The following is a 25,466-nucleotide window of genomic DNA, read 5'->3' on the forward strand; positions in this document are numbered from 1 at the left end:
TCACTGAAACGCAATTATGAACTCCATCATCAGTACTTTATTTCTGAAAAATATCCGCTCATATCTTAATTTCCCGGTCGCATCTCTGCCCGGTTATTTACAGTCGGAAGTTAACGATTATTTAAGTGATTATCCACTGACTCAACATGTAGATGTTTATCTTTATGACATCAATGGCACGATGCGCGGAAAACGTCTTTCTGTTGAGAGTCTTTTTACGCTTTCAAAAGGATTTTATTTTCCGCTTTCCGTCTATTCGATGGATCAGAAAGGCAAGGTTTCGTGTCATTCCCCAGCGCAACCCCTTAATGACGAACCCGATCACCTGTGCCTGCCAGTGCCGGGCACGCTGCGCCCTTCGCCTCAGGACCCCTTGCATACCGCGCAGATTCTACTGACGATGACCGACAACCATCAGGCTCCGTGTCAGCTGGAACCGCGCGTTATTCTGCAGAACGTGCTTTCGCGCTTTCATCAGCACGGGCTTTATCCGGTGGTCGCCCCCGAAATTGAGTTTTATCTCTCCAGCCCGCAGCCAGAGGAAATCCGCGGCCAGGGATGTTTTAATATGGAGAATTCCACAGCCCGTAGCGCCGTTTTTAATGACCTTGAGCAGCTCGCGCAGGTTCAGCAAATCCCGCTGACCGGTATTGTGGCAGAGGCCGAATCTGGCCAGTTTGAACTGAATCTTAAGCACAGTTCCCGCATCTTAGAAGCCTGTGATAACGTGCTGGCCTTGCGCCGCCTGACGCGTTATGTCGCTGAAAAACAGGGTCTTAAAGCCAACTTTATGGCGAAACCCTACAGCCTACAGTCTGGCAATGGTCTGCATTTTCACTTCAGTTTGCAGGATGTACACGGAGAAAACGTGTTTGCCTCCTCCGCCGATGAGCTCAACAGCATGATGCGCCTGTGCATTGCCGGTCAGCTGGCGCTGATGCCTGCTTCGGTAGCCATCCTCGCGCCCGGTGTGAACGCATTTCGGCGTCTGCGCAAGAACCTCGATGAGCCCCTGTTTAACTCATGGGGATATAACAACCGCTCCGCCGCCCTGCGTATTCCGTGCTCTGACGAGGGAAACCGACGCATCGAATATCGTCTTGCAGGCGCCGATGCCAACCCCTATCTGGTGGTCGCGACCATTCTCACCGGCATGTTGTACGGACTGGAGTGCTTCGACAAGCACGACCTTGCCGACCCGCAGAACGCCGCCCCGGCCCTGCCACTGTTTCAGCAGCAGGCCATCGAACAGTTTGCCCAGTGTCAGTATCTGACCGACAGCCTGGGACACGCGTTTTCGCAGCAGTGGATCGCCTGCAAACTGTCGGAATTAGCCTGGTTCGAAAGTATCGTGACAGAGGAAGAATCCACCCTGAGTTAATTCCGTTCTGGAATATCATTTCCCCGAGGCCAGATTCACTGGATATATTATGTCTACGTTGATTATTGTTTCGAACCGTTGCATTACGCGAAAGACGACATTTACCGATCCGCTACTGGACGTTCTGGAAAAAATAGCCATTAATTATTCCGCTAAATGGTACGGATGGGACGGTGAAATAGAGACCAGCCGAAAAGGACCACAACGAAGCCGCCATGATATTAATACTTTTACCGTATATAGCAGACCGTTTTCCGCCAACGAATACGAGAATGGATATCACGGATACATCCATAAAGTCTTGTGGCCGGTATTTCACAATCGCCCCGACCTTGCGGAATATCAAAAAGAGTATTTCACGACCTATAAAATGAATGCGCAAAACGTCGCAGAGGATATCGCGCAAGATCTCCGCGATGAAGAGATTATCTGGGTGCATGATTACCATTTGCTCCCGGTGGGCAAAATGCTGCGTGATGGGGGGCATCACAATATGAGCGGTTTTTTCCTGCATCAACCCTTCCCGCCGGGTGACGTCCTGCGCAGCATCCCGGAGCATAACTGGCTGGTGAACGCGTTACTGGAGTATGACGTGATTGGCTTTCAGTCGAGCGCCGACGTCAGTAATTTTCTGACCTACGTGCTGCGATACCATCGGGTCACACGTCTGGCGCCTGACCTTATTCAGCTCAATGGCAAAACCATCCGCATCGGCATTTTCCCCTGCGGGATTGTGGCTGATGCTCAGAACGTGGCACCGCCCATACATCGTCAGGTTGATGACTATCCACGTCAGATAATTATCAGCAACGATGTGATCAGCGATATTAGCGGTATTCATTACCGGCTGGATGCGATGCGAACCTTTTTGAACCACCATCCGCGGTACATCCGCAATGTCAGTTTGCTACAGATATCCGATCCGTCGCGTGAATATCCTCGTTCGACCAGCAATCTCTGTACGCGTCTGGAAAGGTTTTGCGGTGAGTTAAACGGCCAGTACGGTGATTTTTCGTGGTATCCGGTGAATTACATCCACAACACCCTGTGCAGCCAGACGTTGATTCAGGAGCTGTACGCCAAAGCCCAGGTGGCGCTGTTTACACCACTATCGGAAGGCACCAGCCTGAGCGCCAAGGCCTTTATCCTGGCGCAGGATGTCGACGATCCTGGCGTGCTGATCCTCTCGATGTTTAGCGGTGCGGCGGAACAACTGAGCGAAGCGATTATTGTTAATCCCTACGATGCCAACGAAACCAGCGATGCTCTGCACTCTGCTCTCTCGATGCCGCTTCATGAGCGCAAACGGCGTCACGGCTTGATGCTGAAGAAGGTTCTGCGCTACGACAGCCTGTGGTGGGGACGAACCTTTATTGAGGCGCTGGAGGATAAAACCCGGCCTGCGGCACCGGTGTTCAGAACTTCCCATTACGGCGTTTTCACGCCGCAAAAACTCTACTAAATAAAAAGGCCCGCTGATTCAGCGGGCCTCATAAGCGTCGTGAAGATTACTTCTTACGCGCGTATTTCAGTGAATCCAGGGCGACGGCGAAGATGATGATCGCGCCCTTGATAATGTACTGCCAGTACGGGTTCACGCCGATGTAGGTCAAACCGTAGTTGATAACGGTGAAGATGATAACACCGGTCACCACGCCGACTACGGTACCCACACCGCCGCTGAAGGACACGCCGCCCACCACGCAGGCTGCAATCGCATCCAGTTCATACATAAAGCCGAGGTTGTTGGTCGCCGAGCCGATACGGCCTGCTTCGAGCAAACCACCGAAGGCATAGAACACGCCGGACAGGGCATAAATCATGAGCAGGTTCAGAGCCACGTTCACGCCAGATACTTTTGCCGCTTCTGGGTTACCGCCGATAGCGAAGATGTTTTTACCGAAGCGGGTTTTGTTCCACAGTACCCAGACAAAACCGACGGCGATCAGCGCGTAGAAGGTGATGTAGGAAAGGCGGAAACTGCCCAGCGCCACAAAACCTTGCGCGAACGTCGAGAAGCCACTGTCGAAGCCTGAAATCGGCGATGCGCCGACGAAGTCGTAGTACAGGGAGTTGATGCCGTAAACGATAATCATCGTGCCCAGCGTGGTGATAAACGGCGTCACGTTCAGGTAGGCGATGATAATACCGTTGATCAGACCGATGATGGCGCCAACCACGCAGACGATCAGCACGACGACAATGATCGGCATGGTCGCCATTTCAGGGAATACCTTATTGGCGTTCTCCATCGACTGCAAGAGCGTGGCCGCGACAACCGCAGCCAGACCGACCTGACGCCCGGCTGACAGGTCAGTACCCTGAGTCACAATCAGCCCGGCCACCCCGAGGGCGATGATGATACGCACTGAGGACTGGGTCAAAATGTTACTCAAGTTAAGCAAACTTAAGAACGTAGGGTCCTGGAAAATAATAATGGCCAGCAACACTAAAAGAACAACGTAAATACCGCCTTCTTTCAGATAAGTGAGAAAACTCTTTTTATTTAGCGCACTCATGAGGAGCCCCTGATCTTAAAGGTGCAAAGACGCAAGACGGAGAATTTCGTTTTGCGTTGTCGTTTTGGTGTCAACAATTCCGGCAACGAGACCATTGCTCATAACCAGAATACGATCTGTGATCCCTAACAATTCCGGCATTTCGGAAGAAATAATAATGATCCCTTTATTCTTTTTCGCCAGTTCAGCAATCAGCTGATAGATTTCAAATTTTGCACCTACGTCAATACCACGAGTCGGTTCATCAAGCATTAAAATTTCTGGTTGGGTTAATAGCCAGCGACCAATAATAACCTTCTGCTGGTTACCGCCGGAAAGTGAGCCAATTTGCGTTTGATGTCCTGGCGTTTTCACACGCATTGAATCGATAACCCACTGGGTATCACTTTTCATGCGGGAAGTATCCAAAAGACCGACTTTGTTTTTATAGTTCCGAATATTAGAAATTAACGAGTTAAAATTAATATCCAGATAAGCATAAATCCCCGTTGAGCGGCGCTCTTCGGTCACCAGGGCGAAACCGTGATTAATGGCTTCATTGGCGTTGTGATTATTAATTTTCTTTCCGTGCAGCGTAATCGTACCCGCGACTTTTTCACGGATACCAAACAGGGTTTCCACGATATCGGTACGTTTTGCACCGACCAGGCCCGCGATGCCCAGAATTTCGCCTTTGTGCAAATCGAAAGACACATCACGAATAGACGGCTGGCGCAGGGATGTGAGGTTACGCACTTCAAGAATCACTTCACCCGGCTTGTTCTCTTTATCCGGGAAGCGCTGGTTCAGGGAACGGCCCACCATCATCGCGATGATCTTGTCCATATCCAGCCCTTCAAGGGGCTGAGTGGTGATCCACTGACCGTCACGCAGAATGGTGATTTCATCGCACAGCTGGAAGATTTCTTCCATTTTGTGCGAGATATAAACGATGCCACAGCCGCGATCTTTCAGCTTACGGATAATGGTGAAAAGGTGATTAACCTCTTTTTCCGTCAGTGATGAGGTCGGCTCATCCATAATCACGATTTTCGCGTTATAGGAGAAGGCCTTGGCAATTTCGATCATCTGCATTTGTGAAACGGATAACGTGCCTACGCGTGCGCGCGGGTCGATATCAATATCCAGTTCATCAAAAATCGCTTTCGTATCACGATACATTTTGTCCTGATCGACAAATACGCCTTTGGTCGGATAACGACCCAACCACATATTGTCCATAACAGAACGTTGAAGCACCAGGTTTAATTCCTGGTGAACCATCGAAATACCATTCTCCAGTGCTTCCTTGGCGGAATGGAAGTCGATCTCTTTCCCCTGAAAAAGAATGCTACCAGAATCTTTTTGATAGATTCCAAAAAGGCATTTTAATAATGTCGATTTACCTGCACCGTTCTCTCCCATCAACGCATGAATAGAGTGAGGACGTACTTTTAAATTAACATTGTCGAGAGCCTTAACGCCCGGAAAAGACTTGTTAATACCGCTCATTTCTAACAAGAATTCACCTGAGGACTGAGTATTTGTGCTGACCATAATTATACCTTGACGGCCTCGCATATCGCGTTATAAAAGGGCGCAACGAATTGCGCCCTGTGAGAACAGGCAATATCTAACTTATTTACCGATAAACTCAGCCAGGTTTGACTGGTCTACGCCCACGTAAGGTACGCGAACAATTTTGTTCTCGATTTTCCAGTTGGTGCCTTCTGCCGCTGCTTTACCATCGGCCAGGTTTTTCGCCAGATCGAAGGTCGCTTTCGCCTGGTTGTTGGCATCGTTCAGAACGGTACCGGCCATTGCGCCAGATTTAACCAGTGCCAGCGCTTCTGGCAGTGCATCCACGCCGAAGACCGGAATAGAGGATTTATTGTGTGCTTTCAGCGCTTCAACTGCACCCATTGCCATCGCATCGTTGTTGGCGATAACCACTTCGATTTTGTTAGCATTCGGGCCAGACAGCCATGCGTCCATCTTATCTTTCGCCTGAGCGGTATCCCACATTGCAGTGTCTAATGCCAGCTGCTGGGTTTTCAGACCTTTGTCGTTCAACTCTTTGATAACATATGTGGTACGCGCTTCAGCATCCGGATGGCCCGGCTCGCCTTTCAGCAGCACGAACTGAATCTGACCGTCTTTGTTCAGGTCCCAGTTCGGGTTAGCAGCCCAGTGTTTTGCGATCAGATCGCCCTGGATAATACCGGACTCTTTGGAATCAGTACCGACGTAGAAGGCTTTGTCATAGCTGTCCAGCGCTTTGCGGGATGGCTCTTTGTTGAAGAATACGATTGGCACATTCTGGCCACGCGCTTTCTCAATCACTGTACCTGCTGCAGCCGGGTCAACCAGGTTAATGGCCAGGGCTTTCACACCTTTCGCCAGCAGAACGTCGATCTGGTCGTTCTGTTTGGACTGGTCGTTCTGGGAGTCATTCATCAGCAGCTGAACATCTGGCGCTGCTTTAGCATCTTTCTCGATAGCTTTACGCACAACAGACATGAAGTTGTCGTCGTATTTATAGATTGTCACACCAATACGGGTATCCGCAGCGTGCGCAGCCGCACCAAAAAGCATGCTTGCCATAACAGCAGACAGAGTCAAAACCTTCTTATTCATGGTATCTCCGGTTTTTTTTATGCAGGGTAGTTCTTGTGAATAACGGTCGGCGGGCAGATGTTAAGAAAACGTTACTGACAGCCGAAGTTCACTTATAAAATTTCTATCTTCCGTGTTCGGTAACGCTCCAGTAATGCGTTTTATTGGTTGTTTGTGGCACTTTGGCTATAGTGAAAGTGATTAATCACCGTTACATAGCGTTTCAGTCCCTAAAACGCTGACATCATAGTCAGCGGCTTGTTAAGATACTGTGAATTTACTCACAGATTGAAAACGGTTACATCACCCAACATAATCAGTTAGTGATCGGAGCCACAATTTGCCGAATAGCAACCGAATGGCGACGCACTAAAGTCGGCATGAAACAGTGTGTTGCGCTGAGATCCTGCTGTCCTGCGGCCCCTTGTAACGCCAGTTCAGTGGCCAGGCGAGCCATTGACGCAATCGGGTAACGCACGGTGGTAAGCTGCGGGTCGGTGTAACGGGCAATCGGGATATCATCGAAACCAATCAATGACAGATGCTGCGGCACGGCAATGCCGTTGTCTTTCAACGCGGTCAACGCACCGGCGGCCATGCTGTCATTGTAGGCAAAGACGGCGGTCAGTTGCAGGTTACGTCCGAGCAGTTCAACCATTGCGGCCTCCCCTCCCGGCATATCAGGCGATCCAGTGCCAATCCAGCTGTCAGCGGGCGAAATTCCGGCTTCTTTCAGAGCATTTTGCCACCCTTCCCGGCGCATATCGTCATCTTCAATATGATGGCTGGACGCCAGATAGCCGATGCGCTGATGGCCGTTGTTGAGCAACATACGCGTCGCCATCATCGCCCCGCTGACATTATCCAGCGTCACGCAGCGATGGGCGTAACCCGGCACCACACGGTTGATGAGCACCATTCCGGGGATTTGGTCCATAAACCCAGCCAACTCCTCATCGCTGAGCGCTTTTGAATGGACGATCAGGGCGTTACATCGCTGGCGAATCAGCACCTCAATGGCATGACGCTCTTTTTCAGCCTCGTGATAGCTGTTACCGATCAGCACATATTTATGGTGCTGCTGGGCGACAACGTCCACGGCTTTGACCAGCGCACCAAAAAAGGCATCTGACACGTCCATCACCACCACGCCAATGGTGTCACTCACCTGGGTGGCGAGAGCCTGGGCGTTAGCATTCGGGCGATAGCCGAGTTGCGTCACCGCCTTCATCACAGTTTCACGAGTTTCAGGACTCACCAGCGCGCTGTTGTTCAGTACGCGGGAGACAGTGGCGACAGATACACCCGCGATGCGGGCTACGTCACGAATGGTGATCATATTCACCATCCTTATATGGATTGCAGCAACTCACAGACACCCCCTGTGTTTAGCAAGGAGGCTATTCTGGCAGTGACGAAGAGGGGACTACGTGAAGAAGGTCACACAGATGAAAACGGTTACATCCGTTTTGTTAATGATTGTGATCCAGATCGTTATCTGGATGTATTACTCAATGATACACCTGAAGCACGTGCGGTTAATTGACGCCACAGCCATTCCAGCGGGCCCTGGCGGAAAAAGCGCAGCCAGATAACAGAAAACACCATGTTTATCCCCCAGACCGGAATAACAAATGCCAGCAGCTGGAGTCGGTCGAATTTCATAAACAGACCGAATCGATAGAAAAGCGTGGTGCAAATGAGCGTTTGCAGCAGGTAATTGCTCAATGCCATTCGGCCCACACACGCCACGGCAGCCACCACCTTGAAGCGCGCCATCTGCGGCCAGAAGCCGTAAATCAACGCCGCATAGCCGATAGTCTGAAACGGTGCACTTAACTCGCGCGGGGCCTGTAGCAGGAAGGCACACCAGCGATAATCCCAGTCCAGCACCCACTGCGCGACAACCGCGGGAAGATTAATGACGACGCCAATGCACACCAGAGCAGCCCCCGTCCGGCGATAATGAGAGAGACTAAACTCCCCTTTCAGCCAGCCGGTTCGCATCAGCGCCGCGCCCATCAGCATCATCCCGGCCAGCTGCCAGCCATACTGTGCACCCAGCGCGATCAGGTTATCGCCGAGCATATCGGCACGATTGCTGACGGCTTCGACACCGCCTTTGAGTTTCCAGAACTGTTCATACTGAAGATTCGCGGCATCCGGTATCCACGACCGATTGGTCGCTCCGCCGGAAATCATCCCCAGCAGCAACAACACGCCGATACCGATGAGATACAGAATGACGCCGGTATTGAACAGATTTTTCACGTCGTGCGCGTCACGAATCATCCGCCAGCAAATCAGGCCCACTAATCCATAGGCCAGCAAAATATCGCCGTCCCAGAAAAACAGACCGTGGATAAACCCGAGTAAAACGAGCAGCGTCAGGCGAGACTGGATCCAACGCTTGCCGCGTTTGAGCAGCAGCTGCAGCCCTGCGCCGAAGAGGAGTGCAAAAAGAGTGAGGAATTTAACTTGTGCGAAAAGGTCGAGGATCGCCCACGTCCAGGCGTCGCTGCGGGTGATTTCGCCATACCAGGCAGGGTTGAGATACGCCGCTTTTGGCAGACCAAACGCGGCGATATTCAGCAGCAGGATACCGAGGATGGCAACGCCACGTACAAAATCCAGCGTGACATTACGCTCCATTTATCCTGCCCTGTAATTAGTTGTGGTGACGCACGGCGCGCAGAAACTCCTGGCGAGTATTCTGGCTGGATTTAAACAGACCACCCAGCGACGTAGTCGTGGTCGCGCTGGTTGCATCACGAACGCCACGCGCTTTCACGCAATAATGGACGGCATCAATGGATACAGCCACATTGTTGGTGCCGAGCAGCGTTTGCAGCGCCGTCAGGATCTGCTGTGTCAGACGTTCCTGAACCTGAGGACGCTGGGCGAAGAACTGCACGATGCGGTTGATCTTCGACAGACCAATCACCGTATCTTTCGGGATATAGGCCACGGTGGCTTTACCGTCGATGGTCACAAAATGATGTTCGCAGGTGCTGGTCAGCGTGATATCGCGCACGGTCACCATTTCATCAACCTTCATCTTGTTTTCGATGACGGTGATTTTTGGGAAGTTGGCGTAATCCAGGCCGGAGAAAATCTCATCGACATACATTTTTGCAATGCGATTCGGCGTTTCCATCAGGCTGTCATCGCTCAGATCGAGATTCAGCAACTGCATGATCTCGGTCATGTGCCCGGAAATAAGACGTTTGCGTGTTTCTTTGTCCAGTTCATTAACGGGCGGACGCAGCGGGGTTTCAAGACCACGCGCGACTAACGCTTCATGAACGAGAGCGGCTTCTTTACTGAGTGATGGCATTATTGTCTCCTGCAGGTGTGGCTGCCTTTTGCCCTCTTTGAAGCAAAAGTGTGCGCTCATTGTGCGTGAGGCGGCGCACATAATCCAGTATTCACGGCGATTATTATTGCAATTGTTGCTGCCTTTCGGCTTGTCGATCCCAGACCAATGCCCCCCCGACGATCAGCGCGACACCCGCAAGGCCCAGCGCGGGTTCAAGCTGATGGGTGAGCCAGGTCGATATCGCCGACGTGACCGGGCCAACCAACTGGCCCAGCGCATACCCGGTGGTCAGTAACCCGGCCATGTAACGGGTGTGATTCGGCGCAAGTTCGCGCCCACACAGAAGGGACAACTGAACGGCGCACAGGAATCCACCACCGACCAAGAGCGCCCCTGTAACCAGCCCACTGATTCCCGGCATCAGCCAGGCGGCAAAGACGCCCACCCCTTGTAACCACAGCACTATCGACAGGCGGCGGTTCGACGTTGAAACATGGCGCAGGGCAATGCTTAACGCAATGCCAGCCACGGCAGCTGCACCAAACACTGGCCAGACAAACTGCGCAAACAGGCTACCGGGGAAGCGCACCGCCGCCATCTGCGATAAAAAAGTGGCGGGCAGAATGTAGCCAAAACCAGCCAGACTGTAGCTCCAGACCAGGCGACGTAAATCAGGGGTCAAGACCAGCGGTTCCGGCGTGGTGCCAGGGCGATGCAACTGCCCACCACGCGGGAGATAGCGCGCCACCAGCACAATTAATATCAGCGCCAGCACGCCGTAAATCTGCCACGCCGCTCCGGCTGAAAGCGAGCGCGCCTGAATGTAAACCGCCAGCAGGCCGCTGAGTGCAATCCCCGCCCCCGGCCCGGCAAAGACTGCCGCGCTGAGTCCCGGCTTGCCGTAGTGCGCCAGCCGTTCGTTGGTCCACGCGGCAATCAGTACCATCGACCAGCCGCTCATGCAGCCGATCACGAATCGAATCAGGCCGTGAATAACAGCGTTATCCGCCACGGCTGACAACAGCGTCAGTGCCACTGCGCCAAAAATCCCGAGGTACAGACGCCCTTCGACAAACCGGTGCGCACGCATGGCATCCCACGCGCCGACCAGATAGCCCAGATAGTTCATGGCGGCTACCAGCCCGGCGCTGGTTAGCGTCAGTTGTCCAGCCGCAATCATCAGTGGAACCTGAGGAGTAAAGGCAAAACGCCCTATCCCCATCGCTACCACTAACACCACAAATCCGCTGAGCGCGATACGCAGCGCCATGATTGCCTCAATTGTTAAAATTTAGTTAATTCATGATGCAACATCTGACGTTTGAGCGGAAGTGAAAGTTACTCACAGGTGAATGAATAATCTGTATTATGGATTGAGTGAATATCAATACCTATCAGGAGCCTTGCATGGAACTGCTCGAAGAGCACCGTTGTTTTGAAGGTCGGCAGCAGCGCTGGCGGCACGACTCCACCACGCTAAATTGCGCCATGACGTTCAGCATTTTCCTCCCGCCGACGGCAGAAAATGTTAAACCGCCGGTGTTGTACTGGCTTTCCGGTCTCACCTGTAACGATGAAAACTTCACCACTAAAGCAGGGGCACAGCGCGTGGCCGCCGAATTAGGCATTGCGCTGGTGATGCCCGACACCAGCCCGCGCGGGGATGATGTCGCCGACGACGCCGGATACGATCTGGGTAAAGGTGCTGGTTTCTATCTTAACGCCACCCAACAGCCGTGGGCGAACCACTACCGGATGTACGATTACATCCGCGACGAATTGCCTGCTCTGGTCAAGGCACAGTTTGAGGTGAGCGATCGCGCGGCTATCAGCGGACATTCGATGGGCGGCCACGGAGCGCTGATTATGGCGCTGAAAAATCCTGGCACGTTCACCAGCGTATCGGCGTTTGCGCCTATCGTTAACCCGACGCAGGTGCCGTGGGGACAGAAAGCGTTCTCGAATTATCTGGGTAATGATGAAACAACGTGGCAGGAATGGGACAGCTGCGCACTGATGCAGGCAAGTCATGCGGAAGACGCGATCCCGACCCTTATCGATCAGGGCGATGCGGATCAGTTCCTCGCAAATCAGCTGCAGCCCGCCGTTCTGGCAGAAGTAGCGCGACAGAAAAGCTGGCCGTTGACCCTGCGTATTCAGCCGGGACACGATCACAGCTATTACTTTATTGCGTCGTTTATTGAGGATCATCTCCGCTTCCATGCGGAGCATTTGTTCGGATAAGTGCGTGGTTTTGCCGGGTGGCGGCTTCGCCTTACCCGGCCTACATTCAGGTTTTGTAGGCAGGGCAAACGCAGTGCCGCCCGGCAAAACAGACAGCTCAGCTATCAGAACCGGTAATCCACCGCCATAAAGTAACGACGGCCATCTTCCGTGTAGCTGTAGTCGTCGCGGCTCAGATCTTTATCCAGCAGGTTTTGCACGCCAGCACGCAGTTTCACATTTTTGGTGGCCTGCCACGCTGCACCGGTATTCCAGACCACATATCCGCCAGGCGTCGCCGCACCGTCGGTGAGAGCGCGTTTTTCACCAGAATAGTTACCCTGCATGTAGAACGACCAGTCCTGCGTCGCCTGCCAGTCAACGGTTCCGTTCGCGGTATGGAACGGCAGCTCGGAGAGCGGTTTGTTGCCGCCATTGCTGATATCACGTCCGTCGTTATAGGTGTAATTCAGCGTCACTTTCCAGTCTTCCGCCAGCGGGAATTTCAGCTCAGTTTCCACGCCGCGAATACGCGCTTTATTGACGTTGTAGTAGCGGAAAATCGGCTCGCCGTCGGCATTCAGCCCAACGTAGTTCGGGTAGCTCTGCGCCTGGTTCACGTTCGCGGTGCGGCTGATGCTGATTCGGTCATCCACATCGTTCTGGAAGGTGGTAATACTAGCCTGCACGCCCTCTAACCAGCCCTCTTCCCCGGCATAGTAAAGACCCAGTTCGAAGCTTTCGCTGGTTTCGGGTTTCAGATCCGGGCTACCGACAATTTCACAGGCACCACGGCACGAGCCGGTGGTCCAGTCCGGGCTTAACTGCAGCAGGGATGGCGCTTTGAATGCCGTCGCCCAGCCGCCTTTCACCGTCACGGTGTCGGTGGCGCTATACACCAGATACGCACGCGGGCTCCAGTGGTCGCCGTAGGTTTCGTGATCGTCCATACGCACGCCGGTGGTCAGCGCCAGCGGCTCAAAGATGCGCCATTCGTTTTCGATAAACAAGGCGTACTGGCTGGCGGACGTGTTGCTGCTGGAGCCGCCGGTCAGGTTGATCGGATCTTTTAGCTTATCGTGACGCCATTCCCCGCCGAAGGTCAGCAACTGGTTGATTTCAGCCAGCGGCAGGACATATTTCCCGTCGATGCTGTTGCTTTCCGAGGTGATTGGGCTGCTGTTGCCTGGATTTTTGTTATCCACTTTCTCGCCGTAGAATTTCAGCTCGCTATTACCGACATCCCAGCGCCCGTTGTGGCTCAGGGAGTAGTTCTGGCGCTCGAGGCGGTTCTGGTCGAGGGAGTCTGAATCGCGGTCCTGACGGTCGAAACCGTAGCCTGCGGTGAAATCGTGGTTTTGATTCGGCGTCCAGGCGAACTCGACGTTGGCGTCGCGGCTGGTGAATCCTTCGATGCGCGGTGTTTCGCCCGTCGCAGAGGTCGAGGATTCCTGCTGATCGTCTTTTTCACGTTTAGAGAGGCTGCCATAGGCTTTCAGCCCTAGCACGCCATCCACCAGCGGACCGCTGGTAAAGAACTGACCGTTGTAGGTATCACCGCGATCGCGATGTTCCTGAATAGTGGTGTCTGCCGTCAGGGTGCCGGTCCATTTCTGGCCGATTTTTTTGGTGATGATGTTCACCACGCCACCCAGCGCATCGGAGCCATACAGGGAGGACATCGGGCCGCGCACCACTTCGATGCGCTCGATAGCATCGACGGGGACCCAGTTGAGATCGAAATCGTTATGGCGGAAGACGGCGTTGCGGGAGTTGACGCGCTTACCGTCCACCAGAATCAGGGTGTAGCTGCTGTCCAGCCCACGGATGCTGACCCCTTTACGGTTATCCCCTTCATTGGTGAGCTGCACGCCTGGCACGTCTTGTAACACATCTTTCAGATTCTGAACGGGTTTACGCTGCAGATCTTCCTGAGTAATGACGCTGATACTGGCTGGCGCATCTTTGAGGTTTTGTTCGGTGGCAGACGCCGTGACAACCAGCGTATCGCCAGATTCAGCCGCGATAACCGGTAACGCCAGGGACATTGCAGACGCACAAAGTCCTCCCCGTACGAAGGGATTTAACCTAAACATTCCATATCTCCATGAGGTAAACACAACAATATCAAATAATTATTGCTCACAGTGCATTGCATACCGCCGGCTTCTTTGGCTGGTCGGCTGTGTGTTTATTTGCAGGTGTGGCAGTAACGTCATCGTCTAACCCACAACGCGACGCTGACTCCTTCATCCTTTTGATAACGGCGATAACGATAAAACAAACGATAATTATTATCAATTCAATTGTTAACAATTATGTCTTTTATGCATACTGTGGAGATAAAAAAGCCCGCTCGAATGAGCGGGCTAAAAGAGAGGAAGTGCGATTATTGTTTGAATCGTCCTGGGAATTCCATTTCGCTGTAGCGAACGAAGCGGGTTCCTCTCGTCAGTTTGTAACCAAACCAGATAATCAGGAACAGTGGAATACCAATGTAGGTCGCCATTACGCCGCCCCAGTCGATGGTGTCAGACAGGAAGGCTTCGTAGTTTTGGCCGAACGTGATGATCAGGCACAGAATGAAGGCGAAGATCGGTCCCAGCGGGAAGAACCCGGAGCGATACGGCAGGTCATTAATATCATGTCCCTGCATCACGTAGCCGCGACGGAAACGATAGTGACTGATAGCAATACCGAGCCAGGCGATGAAACCGGTCATACCGGAGGTGTTCAGCAGCCACAGATAAACCGTCTGGTTGCCAAACATCGACGTCAGGAAGCACAGACCCGCCACTACCGTGGTCGCATACAGCGCATTGCGCGGTACGCCGCCACGAGACAGTTTAGAGAAAATACGTGGCGCTTTACCGTCGCAAGCCAGGGTGTAAAGCATACGCGTTGACGCGTACATCCCGGAGTTACCCGCCGACAGCACCGCCGTCAGGATTACCGCATTCATCACCGCCGCCGCAGAGAGCAGACCCGCATGCTGGAATACCAGCGTGAACGGGCTGACGCTGATGTCTTTCACATCGTTACGCAGCAGGCTTGGATCGGTGTAAGGAATAATCAGGCTGATAATCAGGATCGCGAACACATAGAACAGCAGAATACGCCAGAACACCTGACGCACCGCGCGCGGAATGTTCTTCTCAGGATCTTCAGATTCACCAGCTGCGATACCGATAAGCTCAGTGCCCTGGAAGGAGAAGCCGACAATCATCGCCACGCCGATCATCGCCGCAAAACCGCCGGCAAACGGCGCTTCGCCTATCTGCCAGTTGCTCCAGCCCGCAGGCTGCGCCCCTTTGAAGATGCCGACAATCATTGCTACGCCGACGATGATAAAGATGATCACGGTCGCGACTTTAATCAGTGAGAACCAGTACTCCGCTTCGCCAAAACCGCGCACAGAGATGTAGTTCAGCAGGAAAATCACCGCCAGGAAGATGGCGCTCCAGATCCAGCCTGGCGTGTCCGGGAACCACCAGTTCATCACCAGCTGTGCGGCCACGAGGTCAACGGCGATGGTCACCGCCCAGTTGTACCAGTAGTTCCAACCCAGCGCGAAGCCGAAGCCTTCTTCAACGTATTTTTGGCCGTAAGTAGAGAAGGAGCCAGAGACCGGCATGTAAGCCGCCAGTTCGCCCAGACTGGTCATCAGGAAGTACACCATCAGACCAATCAGCATGTAAGAAAACAGCGCGCCACCGGGACCTGCCGCTGAAATAGTTGCGCCAGAGGCAACAAAAAGACCTGTACCGATTGATCCGCCAATAGCGATCATCGTCAGGTGACGCGCCTTGAGTTCGCGGCGTAGCGCGGGCGCTTCTGTGGTTTTAGTTTCGGAAACCATATGAAAATGCTGTCCATTCAAAAAATGAGGCGAGATTGTAGCAGACGATCTGCGAACCTTCCGGCAGAAATGCTCTGTTATAAGAGAGCTTCATGACTGCCCAGGAATTATAAGTAAAGCAGAGCCTGGTCTACATTTCGCAATAGCGCAAAAAGCGCTGCAACGAGTTCGACAGGTGTTTCTGGCGATGGTGAATGCACCACAGCGTGCGCACCAGCTTCGGCAGCGGGACCGGGATTTCAATCAGCGACCCGCTCTCAAGCTGCTCGGCGATCACCCGACGGGATAAACAGCTGATCCCGAGACCGTGGCGCACCGCGTGCTTGATGGCCTCGGAATTCCCCAGTTCCATACCGAGCTGGAACTGCGGCAGATGGGAAAGCAGCAAATAGTCTACGATTTCGCGCGTACCGGAACCGTGCTCGCGCAAAATCCACGGCGCCTGCGCCAGGCGCTCCAGCGTCACTTCGCCCTTCAGCAAAGACGATGCGGGAGAGGCAAACACCACCAGCTCATCTTCCAGCCAGGGTTCGGCAATGATATCCACGTTATGGCATGGTCCCTCGATCAGACCAATGTCGACGCGGAAATCGATGATCGCGTTGATCACATCCTGGCTGTTACCGACGCTCATCTCCAGCGGCAGCGTCGGAAAATCGCGGCGATAGCGGGCTATCACTTCCGGCAGAATATAGTTGCCAATCGTACTGCTGGCATACACACGAATTGCGCCGTTGTCTTCGCGGAAAAGTTGTTCAATTTCGATCGCCTGCTCCAGCAAAGCCAACGCGCGCGGATACAGCAGTCGCCCGTGTTCGTTCACTACCAGCCGTTTCCCTACTCTGTCGAAAAGCTGCACCCCAAGCTGCCCTTCCAGATCGGTCAGCGCCGCGCTGACCGCTGACTGGGACAACGCAAGGCGCTGCGAAGCCTGCGTGGTTGACCCGCTTTTCAGGACTTCGGCAAAGACTTCGAGTTGACGCAATGTAATGTGCATAGTGGCCTTCCGCGCGGGTAAGCGCGTTGCTTACCACTTATAAAGATTAATTATAAATATATAATCAATTTTATTTTTAAGCCAGAGCGCCGTAACCTTTTAACCATTGAAAGGAGAAGGCTATGACTGAACTCACTGTGCATCATCATCGTACGCTGTGGCATTACGTTCCGGGGCTTGCGCTGAGCGCACTCATCACCGGCGCGGCATTATGGGGCGGCAGCATTCCAGCCATCGCCGGGGCAGGTTTCAGCGCATTAACCCTGGCGATCCTGCTGGGGATGGTCGTCGGGAATACGGTTTACCCTAAAATCTGGAGCTCATGCGACGGCGGCGTCTTGTTCGCGAAACAGCATCTGCTGCGCCTGGGGATTATTCTTTATGGTTTTCGCCTGACCTTCGCGCAAATTGCGGATGTCGGCGTGAGCGGCATCGCCATCGACGTGCTGACGCTGACCAGTACCTTCTTGCTAGCCTGCGTTATCGGCCAAAAAGTGTTTGGTCTCGACAAACAAACCAGCTGGTTGATTGGCGCAGGTAGCAGTATTTGCGGTGCAGCGGCAGTTCTGGCGACGGAACCGGTGGTCAAAGCGGAATCCAGTAAAGTGACCGTTTCGGTAGCCACCGTGGTTATTTTCGGTACGCTGGCAATTTTCCTGTATCCAGCCATTTACCCGCTGCTGGCGCACTGGTTCACCCCGGAAGCGTACGGCATCTACATTGGTTCGACCGTGCATGAAGTGGCACAAGTGGTCGCAGCGGGCCATGCCATCAGCCCGGACGCTGAAAATGCAGCAGTGATTGCTAAAATGCTGCGCGTCATGATGCTGGCCCCGTTCCTGCTCATTCTGGCGGCACGCGTTAAACAGCTGACTCCAGCGGGCAAAGGCGAGAAAAGCAAAATCACTATTCCGTGGTTTGCGATTCTGTTTATCGTGGTGGCGATTTTTAACTCCTTCCATCTGCTGCCAAAAGCAGTGGTTGATATGCTGGTCACGCTGGATACGGTTTTACTGGCGATGGCGATGGCGGCACTGGGCGTGACCACTCACGTCAGTGCACTGAAAAAAGCCGGCGCAAAACCGCTGCTGATGGCGCTGATGCTCTTCGCCTGGCTGATTGTTGGCGGGGGCGCGATTAACCTGGCGGTTCATAGCCTGATGGCATAAACCACTACATCCTTCTCCTGTTAACCCGCTATCATAAGCGTTTCGGGTTAACAGGAGTCCCTTATGAAATACGTTGGAGCGCACGTGAGCGCAGCAGGTGGTCTTGCGAATGCCGCCATTCGCGCCGCCGAAATCGAGGCGACCGCTTTCGCCCTGTTCACCAAAAATCAGCGTCAGTGGCGCGCGGCACCGCTCACCGCTGAAGTGATTGATGATTTCAAAGCCGCCTGCGAAAAGTATGGTTTCGGGCCGGGTCAGATCCTTCCCCACGACAGCTATCTCATCAACCTGGGCCATCCGGTCGAAGAAGCGCTGGAAAAATCCCGTGATGCGTTTCTTGATGAACTGCAACGCTGCGAGCAGCTTGGCCTGACGCTGCTGAACTTCCATCCAGGCAGCCATTTGATGCAAATCGACGAAGACGCCTGTCTGGCGCGCATCGCCGAGTCTATCAACATTGCGCTGGCCCAGACTCAGGGCGTGACGGCAGTCATTGAAAACACCGCCGGTCAGGGCAGCAATCTGGGATTCAAATTTGAACATCTGGCAGCGATCATCGACGGTGTGGAAGACAAATCCCGCGTTGGCGTATGTATCGATACCTGCCACGCGTTTGCTGCTGGCTATGACCTGCGTTCGCGCGAAGAGTGTGAAAAAACTTTTGCGGAGTTCGAACGTATCGTGGGCTTTAGGTATCTGCGCGGTATGCACCTGAACGACGCCAAGAGCGCATTCGGCAGTCGCGTTGACCGCCATCACAGCCTTGGTGAAGGCAACATCGGTCATGACGCGTTCCGCTTTATCATGCAGGACGACCGTTTTGACGGCATCCCGATGGTGCTCGAAACGGTGAACCCCGATATCTGGGCGGAAGAGATCGCCTGGCTGAAAGCCCAGCAAACGGCTGAACAAGCCGCATAAAAAAGGTTCATCGCGCTTTACCGGGGAACGGTGCTTTGATTTTCAGGAAGAAGTCATCGTTATCCCGGTATCCATAGAGCCCGTCAGCCATTTCCCCCTGCCGCATCTGGGGGAAACCATCTTAATTATTTAGCATGATGGAATTAAACATTTAATACGTGTCATTATCTATAATATTACCTGATTGTTTTATTAAAATATTATCCATTTTTTAACTCTCATTTACCTCTATCACATCATCGGCATTAGCGGCTATCATCTTTAAGACGAGGAGTAATTACTCACACTAAACTAAATAGGCATCCCATTTATGGTTTTCAGTATATTAATGCTGTTGATTATCACGGTAATTATTCACTCCCTCTGGATGCTGTGGATCATGAGGTATGTAAAATTTACCAGAACATCTGCGTTTCGAATCATCCTCAGGAACATCCTCGTTGTTTCCACGGCCCTTGTTGCCCATATCCTGGAAGCCGGTGTTTTTGCCCTCTATTATTTCCACTCCGGTGCGCTCAACACCTGGGAAAGCAGCCTCTATTTTTCACTGGTCAGCTATGCCACCGTCGGTTACGGGGATGTCACCCTGTCAGGAGAATGGCGTCTTATCGGAGCATCTGAAGGGCTGGTAGGAGCATTGATGGTGGGCTGGTCAGTTGCCGTTCTGGTCGTGTTTCTTCAGCGCCTGAGGTTTATGTTAGACGACTAAATAAACCGCCTCGATAATCCTCAAGACTGCATTCTTTTAGCGAGGTAGCTTAGTCTGGTCGATAGTACACGGGCAATTATACGAGAAACATCAGAGTCGATTAATATTATTATACAAAGTCTGAGGGTATGAAGAAAATTATTGAGAGCATATCTATTTCTTAATTCTTTATTGTTGTAAAAATAGATCATGGCATTCCGAAGTTTCTCTCTCCTGGAAGCGCCTCATAAAAAGCTCATGCTCACGGAAACTCTGCATTAGCGGAGTTTACCCATGATAACATTGAAAAATGTCACCAGAATTAGACATCATGGAAAATGGCAGCAATGGACAGAATCATCTGGATGTTTATCCACCGGAAATTAAGCCGGAAGCGTAAATAAAAAAGCCGGGCAGCGTAAGCACCCGGCTTTTTTTGTAGGTCGGGTAAGCGAAGCGCCACCCGACAATAGGTTTAGGCTACTTTAGCAACCGCTTCGACTTCCGGGCGTTTCAACACCGCGTAAGACAGACCCGCCACCAGCGTACCCGCGATAATCGCGAACAGATAACCCAGAACCGGGGTAATCGCGCCAGGGATCAGCAGAACAAACAGACCACCGTGCGGTGCCATCAGTTTCGCGCCAATCGCCATCGAGATTGCACCTGTCACCGCGCCACCCACGATACAGCAAGGCAGAACGCGCATCGGGTCACGGGCTGCGAACGGAATCGCACCTTCGGTGATGAAGCACAGACCCAGAACCAGAGCCGCTTTACCACCCTCTTGCTGCGCCTTATCAAACTTACGACGTGCAATGATAGTCGCCAGACCCAGCGCCAGCGGTGGCACCATACCGGCCGCCATGATTGCCGCCATCGGGGCATAAGTCTGGGTACTCAGCAAGCCAACACCAAACGCGTACGCCGCTTTGTTAACCGGGCCACCCATGTCAGTACACATCATGCCGCCAAGGATTGCGCCCAGCAGTACCGCGTTCGCTGTTCCCATAGTTTGCAGCCAGTGGGTCAGGCCTTCCAGGATACCGGCAACCGGTTTACCAATCAGGTAGATCATACCCAGGCCAACCACCAGGCTGGAAATCAGCGGGATTATCAGGATCGGTTTCAGCGCTTCCATACTCTGCGGTAATTTCAGCTTAGAGCTGATGGCTTTCGCCACGTAACCTGCCAGGAAACCGGCAATGATACCGCCGATAAAGCCAGAACCGGTGCTCACGGCCAGCATACCGCCGATAAGACCCGGCGTCAGACCCGGACGGTCAGCGATGGAGAAGGCAATATAACCCGCCAGCACCGGCACCATAAGCGCAAACGCCGAACCGCCACCGATCTGCATCAATGCCGCCGCCAGCGTGCCTGGCTCTTTGAAGGCTTCGATACCGAACGCGAAGGACAGCGCGATACACAGACCGCCCGCCACCACCATCGGCAGCATATATGACACGCCGGTCAGCAGGTGGCGATAAGCGCCCGCAGACTCTTTTTTGCCTTCGGTTGCAGAGGACTCAGATTTGCCCGTCGCCTGATAAGGCTTCGCTTCCGCGAGTGCTTTATCAAATTCCTGCGCCGTTTTCTTCAGCGCCAGTCCGGTAGAGGTGCGATACATTGGCTTACCGGCAAACTTCGCCAGGTCTACTTCGATATCAGCGGCCACAATAACCAGATCCGCTTCCGCCACTTCTTCAGGTGTGATCGCGTTGCCTGCACCCACGGAACCGCGGGTTTCAACCTTCACCCACCAGCCGCGTTTTTTCGCTTCGGTTTCGATGGCTTCAGCCGCCATAAAGGTGTGCGCCACGCCCGTTGGACAAGCGGTGATGGCCACGACGCGTTTCGGACCAGTCGCAGATGCAACCGCAGCGGTAGCAACAGGTGCGGTATAAACTGCCGCATGGCCTTTTGCTTCGCTCAGGAATAATTCAGGATGTGCCACTGCGCGATTGATATCGCCCAGCCACACTTTTTTGCCGTTCAGCGCGCTGTCAGCAGGAACTTTATCGCCCAAAACAATCGCCAGTTCGGCATCATTTGGGTTATCGACCATTTCAACATGCGCTTTGTGTGCCGCCGCGCCCAGCAAGGTCTTCGCCATATAGGCGCGAGCTTGTCCGAGACCGGAATCAATGATCAGCAGCGTTTTCATTATGCCTCTCCTGCTGTTAGTTAAAAGGTTGTAAGTCAACGCGCGCCATCATCGCGGCCAACTGGGTACGTTCGGTAATTCCAACATTGCTCTGACTTACGGCCAGGGCGGCAACAGCGGTAGCAAGACGTAAAGTATGCTCACTGGATTCGCGCATCAGCAGGCCGTAGATCAGGCCGCCCACCATTGAATCCCCGGCACCTACGGTGCTGACCACTTCCACCGACGGTGGCTTGGCGATCCATTCGCCAGACGCGTTAACCCACAGCGCGCCTTCTGCACCCAGCGAAATGACCACGTGAGCGATACCCTGTTCACGCAGCGCATGGGCTGCTTCAATTACATCCTTTAATTCTGGCAGCTTACGGCCCGCCCAGATCTCCAGTTCGCGGCGATTGGGTTTGACCAGCCACGGAGAGGCTTTCAGACCCGCCACCAGCGCTTCACGGCTGCTGTCAAAAATAATGCACGGGCACTGACTACGCAGACGCAGCATCCAGTCGGTGAACGCTTCCGGGCTGACGCCTGACGGCAGACTGCCGCTGACGCAAACCATATCGAACTGACCCAACCAGCTCAGGGAATCGTTCACGAAACGCTCCCAGTCTGCGCCGGTGACTTCAAAACCTGAGAAGTTCAGGTCGGTCACTTCACCGTCTTTTTCCGTCAGCTTGACGTTAATACGGGTACGGCCCTGAACCACCTGGAAACGGTTGGCTATACCCAACTCGCTGAACAGCTGCTGAAAACCGTCCTGGTTGTCTTTGCCGAGGAAACCGCCCACGGTCACGTCGATGCCTAAGTCTTTTAAAACTTTAGCCACGTTGATGCCTTTACCGGCAGCGTGCAGACCGGTGGTGCGAACGAGGTTCACTTCACCGCGTTCAATTTCAGGGCAAAAGCCAACGAGATCGTAAGCCGGATTCAGCGTAATAGTTGCGACACGTCTGCTCATTATGCGCCCTCCCCCAGACCGGCCGCGATGGCATCGCCAATCGCTTTCAGCGCAAGTTCAGCATCCGCACCCTGGGCAGTGAAGCGCAGGCGGTGGCCTTTTTTCACACCCAGTGCGACGACTTTCATCAGGCTGCGGCCATTGGCCGGTTTGCCCGAACCATCCAGGTTGGTCACGGTAATCTCACTTTCGAACTGTTTAATGGTGTTGACCAGCATGGTGCCAGGACGCGCGTGCAAACCGTGTTCGTTGCGCACCACAAACTCAGCGGTCAGCAGGTCATCGGCTGGGGCATCGTCACTGGTCAGCAGTGCCAGCAGCGTCGCTGCATCCGCTTTCAGCAGATGTTCAGCTTTGTTATTCAGCAACAGATCACTCAGGCGTTTCAGCACGGCAACCGGCTGTTCATCGGCCATCGCGACGGTCACCAGCAGAGCGGCGTGTTCGCCATCGGCTTCAAATGCCGTTGCGGCACGACTCACGGCGATAGCGCTGCGCACGTTGCCTTCCGCGCTGTCGTTCAGCCAGACCCCCTGGCCCAGATTCAGCGGCTTATCGTTAATCACGCGGGCGACGAAAGCGGTTTCGACAGCACCCACTTCTTTCAGACGACCGGCGTTCAGCGCCTGTAAGGTCACCAGATCGGAAGCCACCACGTCGAGCGTCAGCGTCTCGTTGTCCAGCTTCAGCGCTTCGCTCTGTTTTTCACCCATCAGCAGAGCGCGGAGCTCATCTGCGGTGGTCGCGGATTGCAGCTGTTCAGCAACAGAGTCGTCGCTCAGCACATGCGTCAGCTGACGCAGCAAGCCCAGATGCTCATCACTACTGGCGGCGATGCCGATTGCCACGTAAGCCACCTGCCCTTCGCCCCACAAAATGCCCTGCGGGAACTGATAAACCTGAACACCGGTTTTCAGCACCTGGTCGCGGGTATCGGTGGTGCCATGCGGGATGGCGATACCGTTGCCGAGGAAGGTGGAGGTCTGCTGCTCACGCGCCAGCATGCCGTCTACGTAGCCGTCAGCCACGTTGCCCGCCTGCACGAGGGCAGCGGCAATCTTGCGAATGGCCTCTTCTTTATTACCGGCCTGTTCGCCCGGATGGATGTCTTGCACTGATAACTGGAACATGGTTCTCCTCTCTCGCTGAATTGAATCGTTTCAGCCTTAATGAGAAAAAATGCGCTAACCTGCTCCGTCAGTTAAAACAAGATAGCGCTGAAACGTTTCAAGAAGTCTTGCGCTTAATGTTATGGCTTGCAAGGAAAGTTACATTTCACGTTTCAGAATTTAGAAGTGCAGCACATTTCTTCAACATTTGCTGATAGGACAAGGACGTTTACCGCTTCGCTTCAGCACACTTCAGCCAGATATAATTTTGAAATGCTATTTTGATTTTTCGTGGGTAATTTGACCGTACCACCTGTTTATTTTCTGACAAGCGGCGTAAACTCCGCGACTCTTCACATCACCGATATCAAACCATGCACAATTCCCCCGCTGCCGCCTCACCAAAGCCATTTGATTTGACGTCATCGGCGTTTTTGATTGTTGCCTTTCTCACCGGGATCGCCGGTGCGTTACAGACGCCAACGCTGAGCCTGTTTCTGACCAACGAAGTCCACGCCCGTCCGGCGATGGTCGGCTTTTTCTTTACCGGCAGTGCCATCATCGGCATTCTCGTCAGCCAGTTTCTGGCGGGACGATCGGATAGGAAAGGCGATCGCAAAAGCCTGATTGTCTTCTGCTGCCTGCTCGGCGTGTTTGCCTGCGTGCTGTTTGCCTGGAACCGAAACTATTTTGTTCTGCTGTTTGTCGGGGTGTTTCTGAGCAGCTTTGGCTCGACCGCCAACCCGCAGATGTTTGCCCTTGCACGCGAACATGCGGACCACACGGGCCGCGAAGCAGTGATGTTCAGCTCCATTCTGCGCGCCCAGGTCTCGCTGGCGTGGGTGATTGGCCCGCCGCTGGCTTACGCGCTGGCGATGGGTTTTGGCTTTACGGTGATGTATTTGAGTGCAGCCGTGGCGTTTGTGGTGTGCGGGGCCATGGTGTGGTTTTTCCTGCCGTCGATGCGCAAAGAGCCGAAACTGGCAACGGGTGCGCTGGAAGCCCCGCGCCGTAACCGTCGCGATGCCCTACTGCTGTTTGTCGTCTGCACGCTGATGTGGGGCACCAACAGCCTCTATATCATCAATATGCCGCTGTTTATTATTGATGAACTGCACCTGCCGGAAAAACTGGCGGGCATCATGATGGGCACGGCGGCGGGTCTGGAAATCCCGACGATGCTGATCGCCGGTTACTACGCGAAGCGCTTCGGAAAGCGTTTTTTGATGCGGATTGCGGTCGTCGCAGGCTTGCTGTTTTACGTCGGGATGCTGACGGTTCATACCCCGGCGCTACTGCTGGCGTTACAACTGCTGAACGCTATCTATATTGGTATCCTGGCAGGTATCGGCATGCTCTACTTCCAGGATTTAATGCCTGGCCAGGCTGGTGCAGCAACCACTCTTTATACTAATACGACCCGTGTCGGCTGGATTATCGCGGGATCGCTGGCTGGAATTGTGGCGGAAATCTGGAGCTATCACACAGTGTTCTGGATAGCGCTGGTGATGTGCATCATTACTACTGGGTGCCTGACGCGGATTAAAGACGTTTAGGAAGATAT

20 protein-coding genes are annotated in these 25,466 nt (G+C 53.5%); 7 read left to right on the top strand and 13 right to left on the bottom strand.

The genetic code is table 11. The features are described from left to right. Positions 1–16 precede the first annotated feature (16 nt). Together C3708_RS13610 and C3708_RS13615 are read left to right on the top strand one after the other, a co-directional pair. Positions 17–1,381, top strand: a complete 1,365-nt coding sequence (locus C3708_RS13610) for a glutamine synthetase family protein (protein WP_217450145.1) — start codon at positions 17–19, stop codon at positions 1,379–1,381. A gap of 49 nt (positions 1,382–1,430) precedes the next feature. Then, on the top strand, positions 1,431–2,843 hold the full coding sequence (locus C3708_RS13615) for a trehalose-6-phosphate synthase (RefSeq protein WP_103949602.1): 1,413 nt from the start codon (positions 1,431–1,433) through the stop codon (positions 2,841–2,843). A gap of 46 nt (positions 2,844–2,889) precedes the next feature. Here C3708_RS13615 and mglC read toward each other — a convergent pair whose 3' ends face one another. The 7 genes from mglC to C3708_RS13655 form a co-directional block, all read right to left on the bottom strand. After that, on the bottom strand, positions 2,890–3,900 hold the full coding sequence (gene mglC, locus C3708_RS13620) for a galactose/methyl galactoside ABC transporter permease MglC (RefSeq protein WP_095282667.1): 1,011 nt from the start codon (positions 3,898–3,900) through the stop codon (positions 2,890–2,892). Between the two features lie 15 nt (positions 3,901–3,915). Further along, positions 3,916–5,436 carry a galactose/methyl galactoside ABC transporter ATP-binding protein MglA gene (mglA, locus tag C3708_RS13625; RefSeq protein ID WP_103947187.1) on the bottom strand — a complete coding sequence of 507 codons (1,521 nt, stop codon included), beginning with the start codon at positions 5,434–5,436 and terminating at the stop codon, positions 3,916–3,918. Between the two features lie 81 nt (positions 5,437–5,517). Then, positions 5,518–6,516, bottom strand: coding sequence for a galactose/glucose ABC transporter substrate-binding protein MglB (gene mglB, locus C3708_RS13630; RefSeq protein WP_103947188.1), 999 nt, complete (start codon positions 6,514–6,516; stop codon positions 5,518–5,520). Between the two features lie 295 nt (positions 6,517–6,811). Continuing rightward, positions 6,812–7,834 carry an HTH-type transcriptional regulator GalS gene (gene galS / locus C3708_RS13635; protein ID WP_103949603.1) on the bottom strand — a complete coding sequence of 341 codons (1,023 nt, stop codon included), beginning with the start codon at positions 7,832–7,834 and terminating at the stop codon, positions 6,812–6,814. 155 nt (positions 7,835–7,989) lie between these two features. Beyond that, entirely contained in the window at positions 7,990–9,147 is a 1,158-nt protein-coding gene (yeiB, locus tag C3708_RS13645) for a DUF418 domain-containing protein YeiB (protein WP_095282672.1), read from the bottom strand. A 16-nt stretch (positions 9,148–9,163) separates the two neighbouring features. After that, a complete protein-coding gene (gene folE / locus C3708_RS13650; RefSeq protein WP_095282673.1) occupies positions 9,164–9,832 on the bottom strand; it encodes a GTP cyclohydrolase I FolE in 669 nt (222 codons plus the stop codon). A gap of 103 nt (positions 9,833–9,935) precedes the next feature. Then, positions 9,936–11,084: a YbfB/YjiJ family MFS transporter gene (locus C3708_RS13655; protein ID WP_095282674.1), complete on the bottom strand. Its 1,149-nt coding sequence runs from the start codon at positions 11,082–11,084 to the stop codon at positions 9,936–9,938. A 137-nt stretch (positions 11,085–11,221) separates the two neighbouring features. On the opposite strand from C3708_RS13655, the gene fghA reads away from it, so the two are divergent. Next, positions 11,222–12,058 carry an S-formylglutathione hydrolase gene (gene fghA / locus C3708_RS13660; protein WP_103949604.1) on the top strand — a complete coding sequence of 279 codons (837 nt, stop codon included), beginning with the start codon at positions 11,222–11,224 and terminating at the stop codon, positions 12,056–12,058. Between the two features lie 104 nt (positions 12,059–12,162). Here fghA and cirA read toward each other — a convergent pair whose 3' ends face one another. The 3 genes from cirA to yieE form a co-directional block, all read right to left on the bottom strand. Continuing rightward, a complete protein-coding gene (gene cirA, locus C3708_RS13665; RefSeq protein WP_095282676.1) occupies positions 12,163–14,133 on the bottom strand; it encodes a catecholate siderophore receptor CirA in 1,971 nt (656 codons plus the stop codon). Positions 14,134–14,426: 293 nt separating this feature from the next. Continuing rightward, positions 14,427–15,896, bottom strand: a complete 1,470-nt coding sequence (lysP, locus tag C3708_RS13670) for a lysine-specific permease (RefSeq protein ID WP_103949605.1) — start codon at positions 15,894–15,896, stop codon at positions 14,427–14,429. Between the two features lie 130 nt (positions 15,897–16,026). After that, positions 16,027–16,893: a DNA-binding transcriptional regulator YeiE gene (yieE, locus tag C3708_RS13675; protein ID WP_103949606.1), complete on the bottom strand. Its 867-nt coding sequence runs from the start codon at positions 16,891–16,893 to the stop codon at positions 16,027–16,029. Between the two features lie 122 nt (positions 16,894–17,015). On the opposite strand from yieE, the gene C3708_RS13680 reads away from it, so the two are divergent. From C3708_RS13680 to C3708_RS13690, 3 genes are all read left to right on the top strand, one after another. Further along, positions 17,016–18,062 (top strand): YeiH family protein, encoded by a 1,047-nt coding sequence (locus C3708_RS13680; RefSeq protein WP_103949607.1) that lies wholly within the window; start codon positions 17,016–17,018, stop codon positions 18,060–18,062. A 63-nt stretch (positions 18,063–18,125) separates the two neighbouring features. Continuing rightward, positions 18,126–18,983 carry a deoxyribonuclease IV gene (nfo, locus tag C3708_RS13685; RefSeq protein WP_095282680.1) on the top strand — a complete coding sequence of 286 codons (858 nt, stop codon included), beginning with the start codon at positions 18,126–18,128 and terminating at the stop codon, positions 18,981–18,983. A 328-nt stretch (positions 18,984–19,311) separates the two neighbouring features. Continuing rightward, the gene (locus C3708_RS13690; protein ID WP_233210418.1) at positions 19,312–19,692 is read left to right on the top strand and encodes a potassium channel family protein; all 381 of its coding nucleotides are present in this window, start codon (positions 19,312–19,314) and stop codon (positions 19,690–19,692) included. Positions 19,693–20,146: 454 nt separating this feature from the next. On the opposite strand, the gene fruA is transcribed toward C3708_RS13690, so the two are convergent. The 3 genes from fruA to fruB are packed head-to-tail and all read right to left on the bottom strand — an operon-like array spanning position 20,147 to position 23,923. Then, positions 20,147–21,838 carry a PTS fructose transporter subunit IIBC gene (gene fruA / locus C3708_RS13695; RefSeq protein WP_103949609.1) on the bottom strand — a complete coding sequence of 564 codons (1,692 nt, stop codon included), beginning with the start codon at positions 21,836–21,838 and terminating at the stop codon, positions 20,147–20,149. A gap of 16 nt (positions 21,839–21,854) precedes the next feature. Then, entirely contained in the window at positions 21,855–22,793 is a 939-nt protein-coding gene (gene fruK / locus C3708_RS13700) for a 1-phosphofructokinase (RefSeq protein ID WP_095282683.1), read from the bottom strand. Then, a complete protein-coding gene (gene fruB, locus C3708_RS13705; protein WP_103949610.1) occupies positions 22,793–23,923 on the bottom strand; it encodes a fused PTS fructose transporter subunit IIA/HPr protein in 1,131 nt (376 codons plus the stop codon). Before fruB ends, fruK begins: the two co-directional genes overlap by 1 nt. Before the next feature lie 353 nt (positions 23,924–24,276). Between fruB and setB the strand changes: the two genes are divergently transcribed. Next, positions 24,277–25,458 carry a sugar efflux transporter SetB gene (gene setB / locus C3708_RS13710; RefSeq protein WP_095282685.1) on the top strand — a complete coding sequence of 394 codons (1,182 nt, stop codon included), beginning with the start codon at positions 24,277–24,279 and terminating at the stop codon, positions 25,456–25,458. The last annotated feature ends 8 nt before the right edge of the window (positions 25,459–25,466 follow it).

Source organism: Lelliottia sp. 7254-16 (assembly GCF_002922995.1).
GTDB classification, from domain to species: domain Bacteria; phylum Pseudomonadota; class Gammaproteobacteria; order Enterobacterales; family Enterobacteriaceae; genus Enterobacter; species Enterobacter jeotgali.

Excerpts from the sequence above, each read along its gene's own strand:
- mglC (WP_095282667.1), bottom strand. The coding sequence starts at position 3,900 with ATGAGTGCGCTAAATAAAAAGAGTTTTCTCACTTATCTGAAAGAAGGC.
- mglA (WP_103947187.1), bottom strand. The coding sequence starts at position 5,436 with ATGGTCAGCACAAATACTCAGTCCTCAGGTGAATTCTTGTTAGAAATG.
- C3708_RS13655 (WP_095282674.1), bottom strand. The coding sequence starts at position 11,084 with ATGGCGCTGCGTATCGCGCTCAGCGGATTTGTGGTGTTAGTGGTAGCG.
- mglB (WP_103947188.1), bottom strand. The coding sequence starts at position 6,516 with ATGAATAAGAAGGTTTTGACTCTGTCTGCTGTTATGGCAAGCATGCTT.
- fruA (WP_103949609.1), bottom strand. The coding sequence starts at position 21,838 with ATGAAAACGCTGCTGATCATTGATTCCGGTCTCGGACAAGCTCGCGCC.
- cirA (WP_095282676.1), bottom strand. The coding sequence starts at position 14,133 with ATGTTTAGGTTAAATCCCTTCGTACGGGGAGGACTTTGTGCGTCTGCA.
- C3708_RS13615 (WP_103949602.1), top strand. The coding sequence starts at position 1,431 with ATGTCTACGTTGATTATTGTTTCGAACCGTTGCATTACGCGAAAGACG.
- yieE (WP_103949606.1), bottom strand. The coding sequence starts at position 16,893 with ATGCACATTACATTGCGTCAACTCGAAGTCTTTGCCGAAGTCCTGAAA.
- fruK (WP_095282683.1), bottom strand. The coding sequence starts at position 22,793 with ATGAGCAGACGTGTCGCAACTATTACGCTGAATCCGGCTTACGATCTC.
- galS (WP_103949603.1), bottom strand. The coding sequence starts at position 7,834 with ATGATCACCATTCGTGACGTAGCCCGCATCGCGGGTGTATCTGTCGCC.
- C3708_RS13680 (WP_103949607.1), top strand. The coding sequence starts at position 17,016 with ATGACTGAACTCACTGTGCATCATCATCGTACGCTGTGGCATTACGTT.
- nfo (WP_095282680.1), top strand. The coding sequence starts at position 18,126 with ATGAAATACGTTGGAGCGCACGTGAGCGCAGCAGGTGGTCTTGCGAAT.
- fruB (WP_103949610.1), bottom strand. The coding sequence starts at position 23,923 with ATGTTCCAGTTATCAGTGCAAGACATCCATCCGGGCGAACAGGCCGGT.
- fghA (WP_103949604.1), top strand. The coding sequence starts at position 11,222 with ATGGAACTGCTCGAAGAGCACCGTTGTTTTGAAGGTCGGCAGCAGCGC.
- C3708_RS13690 (WP_233210418.1), top strand. The coding sequence starts at position 19,312 with ATGCTGTTGATTATCACGGTAATTATTCACTCCCTCTGGATGCTGTGG.
- yeiB (WP_095282672.1), bottom strand. The coding sequence starts at position 9,147 with ATGGAGCGTAATGTCACGCTGGATTTTGTACGTGGCGTTGCCATCCTC.
- setB (WP_095282685.1), top strand. The coding sequence starts at position 24,277 with ATGCACAATTCCCCCGCTGCCGCCTCACCAAAGCCATTTGATTTGACG.
- folE (WP_095282673.1), bottom strand. The coding sequence starts at position 9,832 with ATGCCATCACTCAGTAAAGAAGCCGCTCTCGTTCATGAAGCGTTAGTC.
- C3708_RS13610 (WP_217450145.1), top strand. The coding sequence starts at position 17 with ATGAACTCCATCATCAGTACTTTATTTCTGAAAAATATCCGCTCATAT.
- lysP (WP_103949605.1), bottom strand. The coding sequence starts at position 15,896 with ATGGTTTCCGAAACTAAAACCACAGAAGCGCCCGCGCTACGCCGCGAA.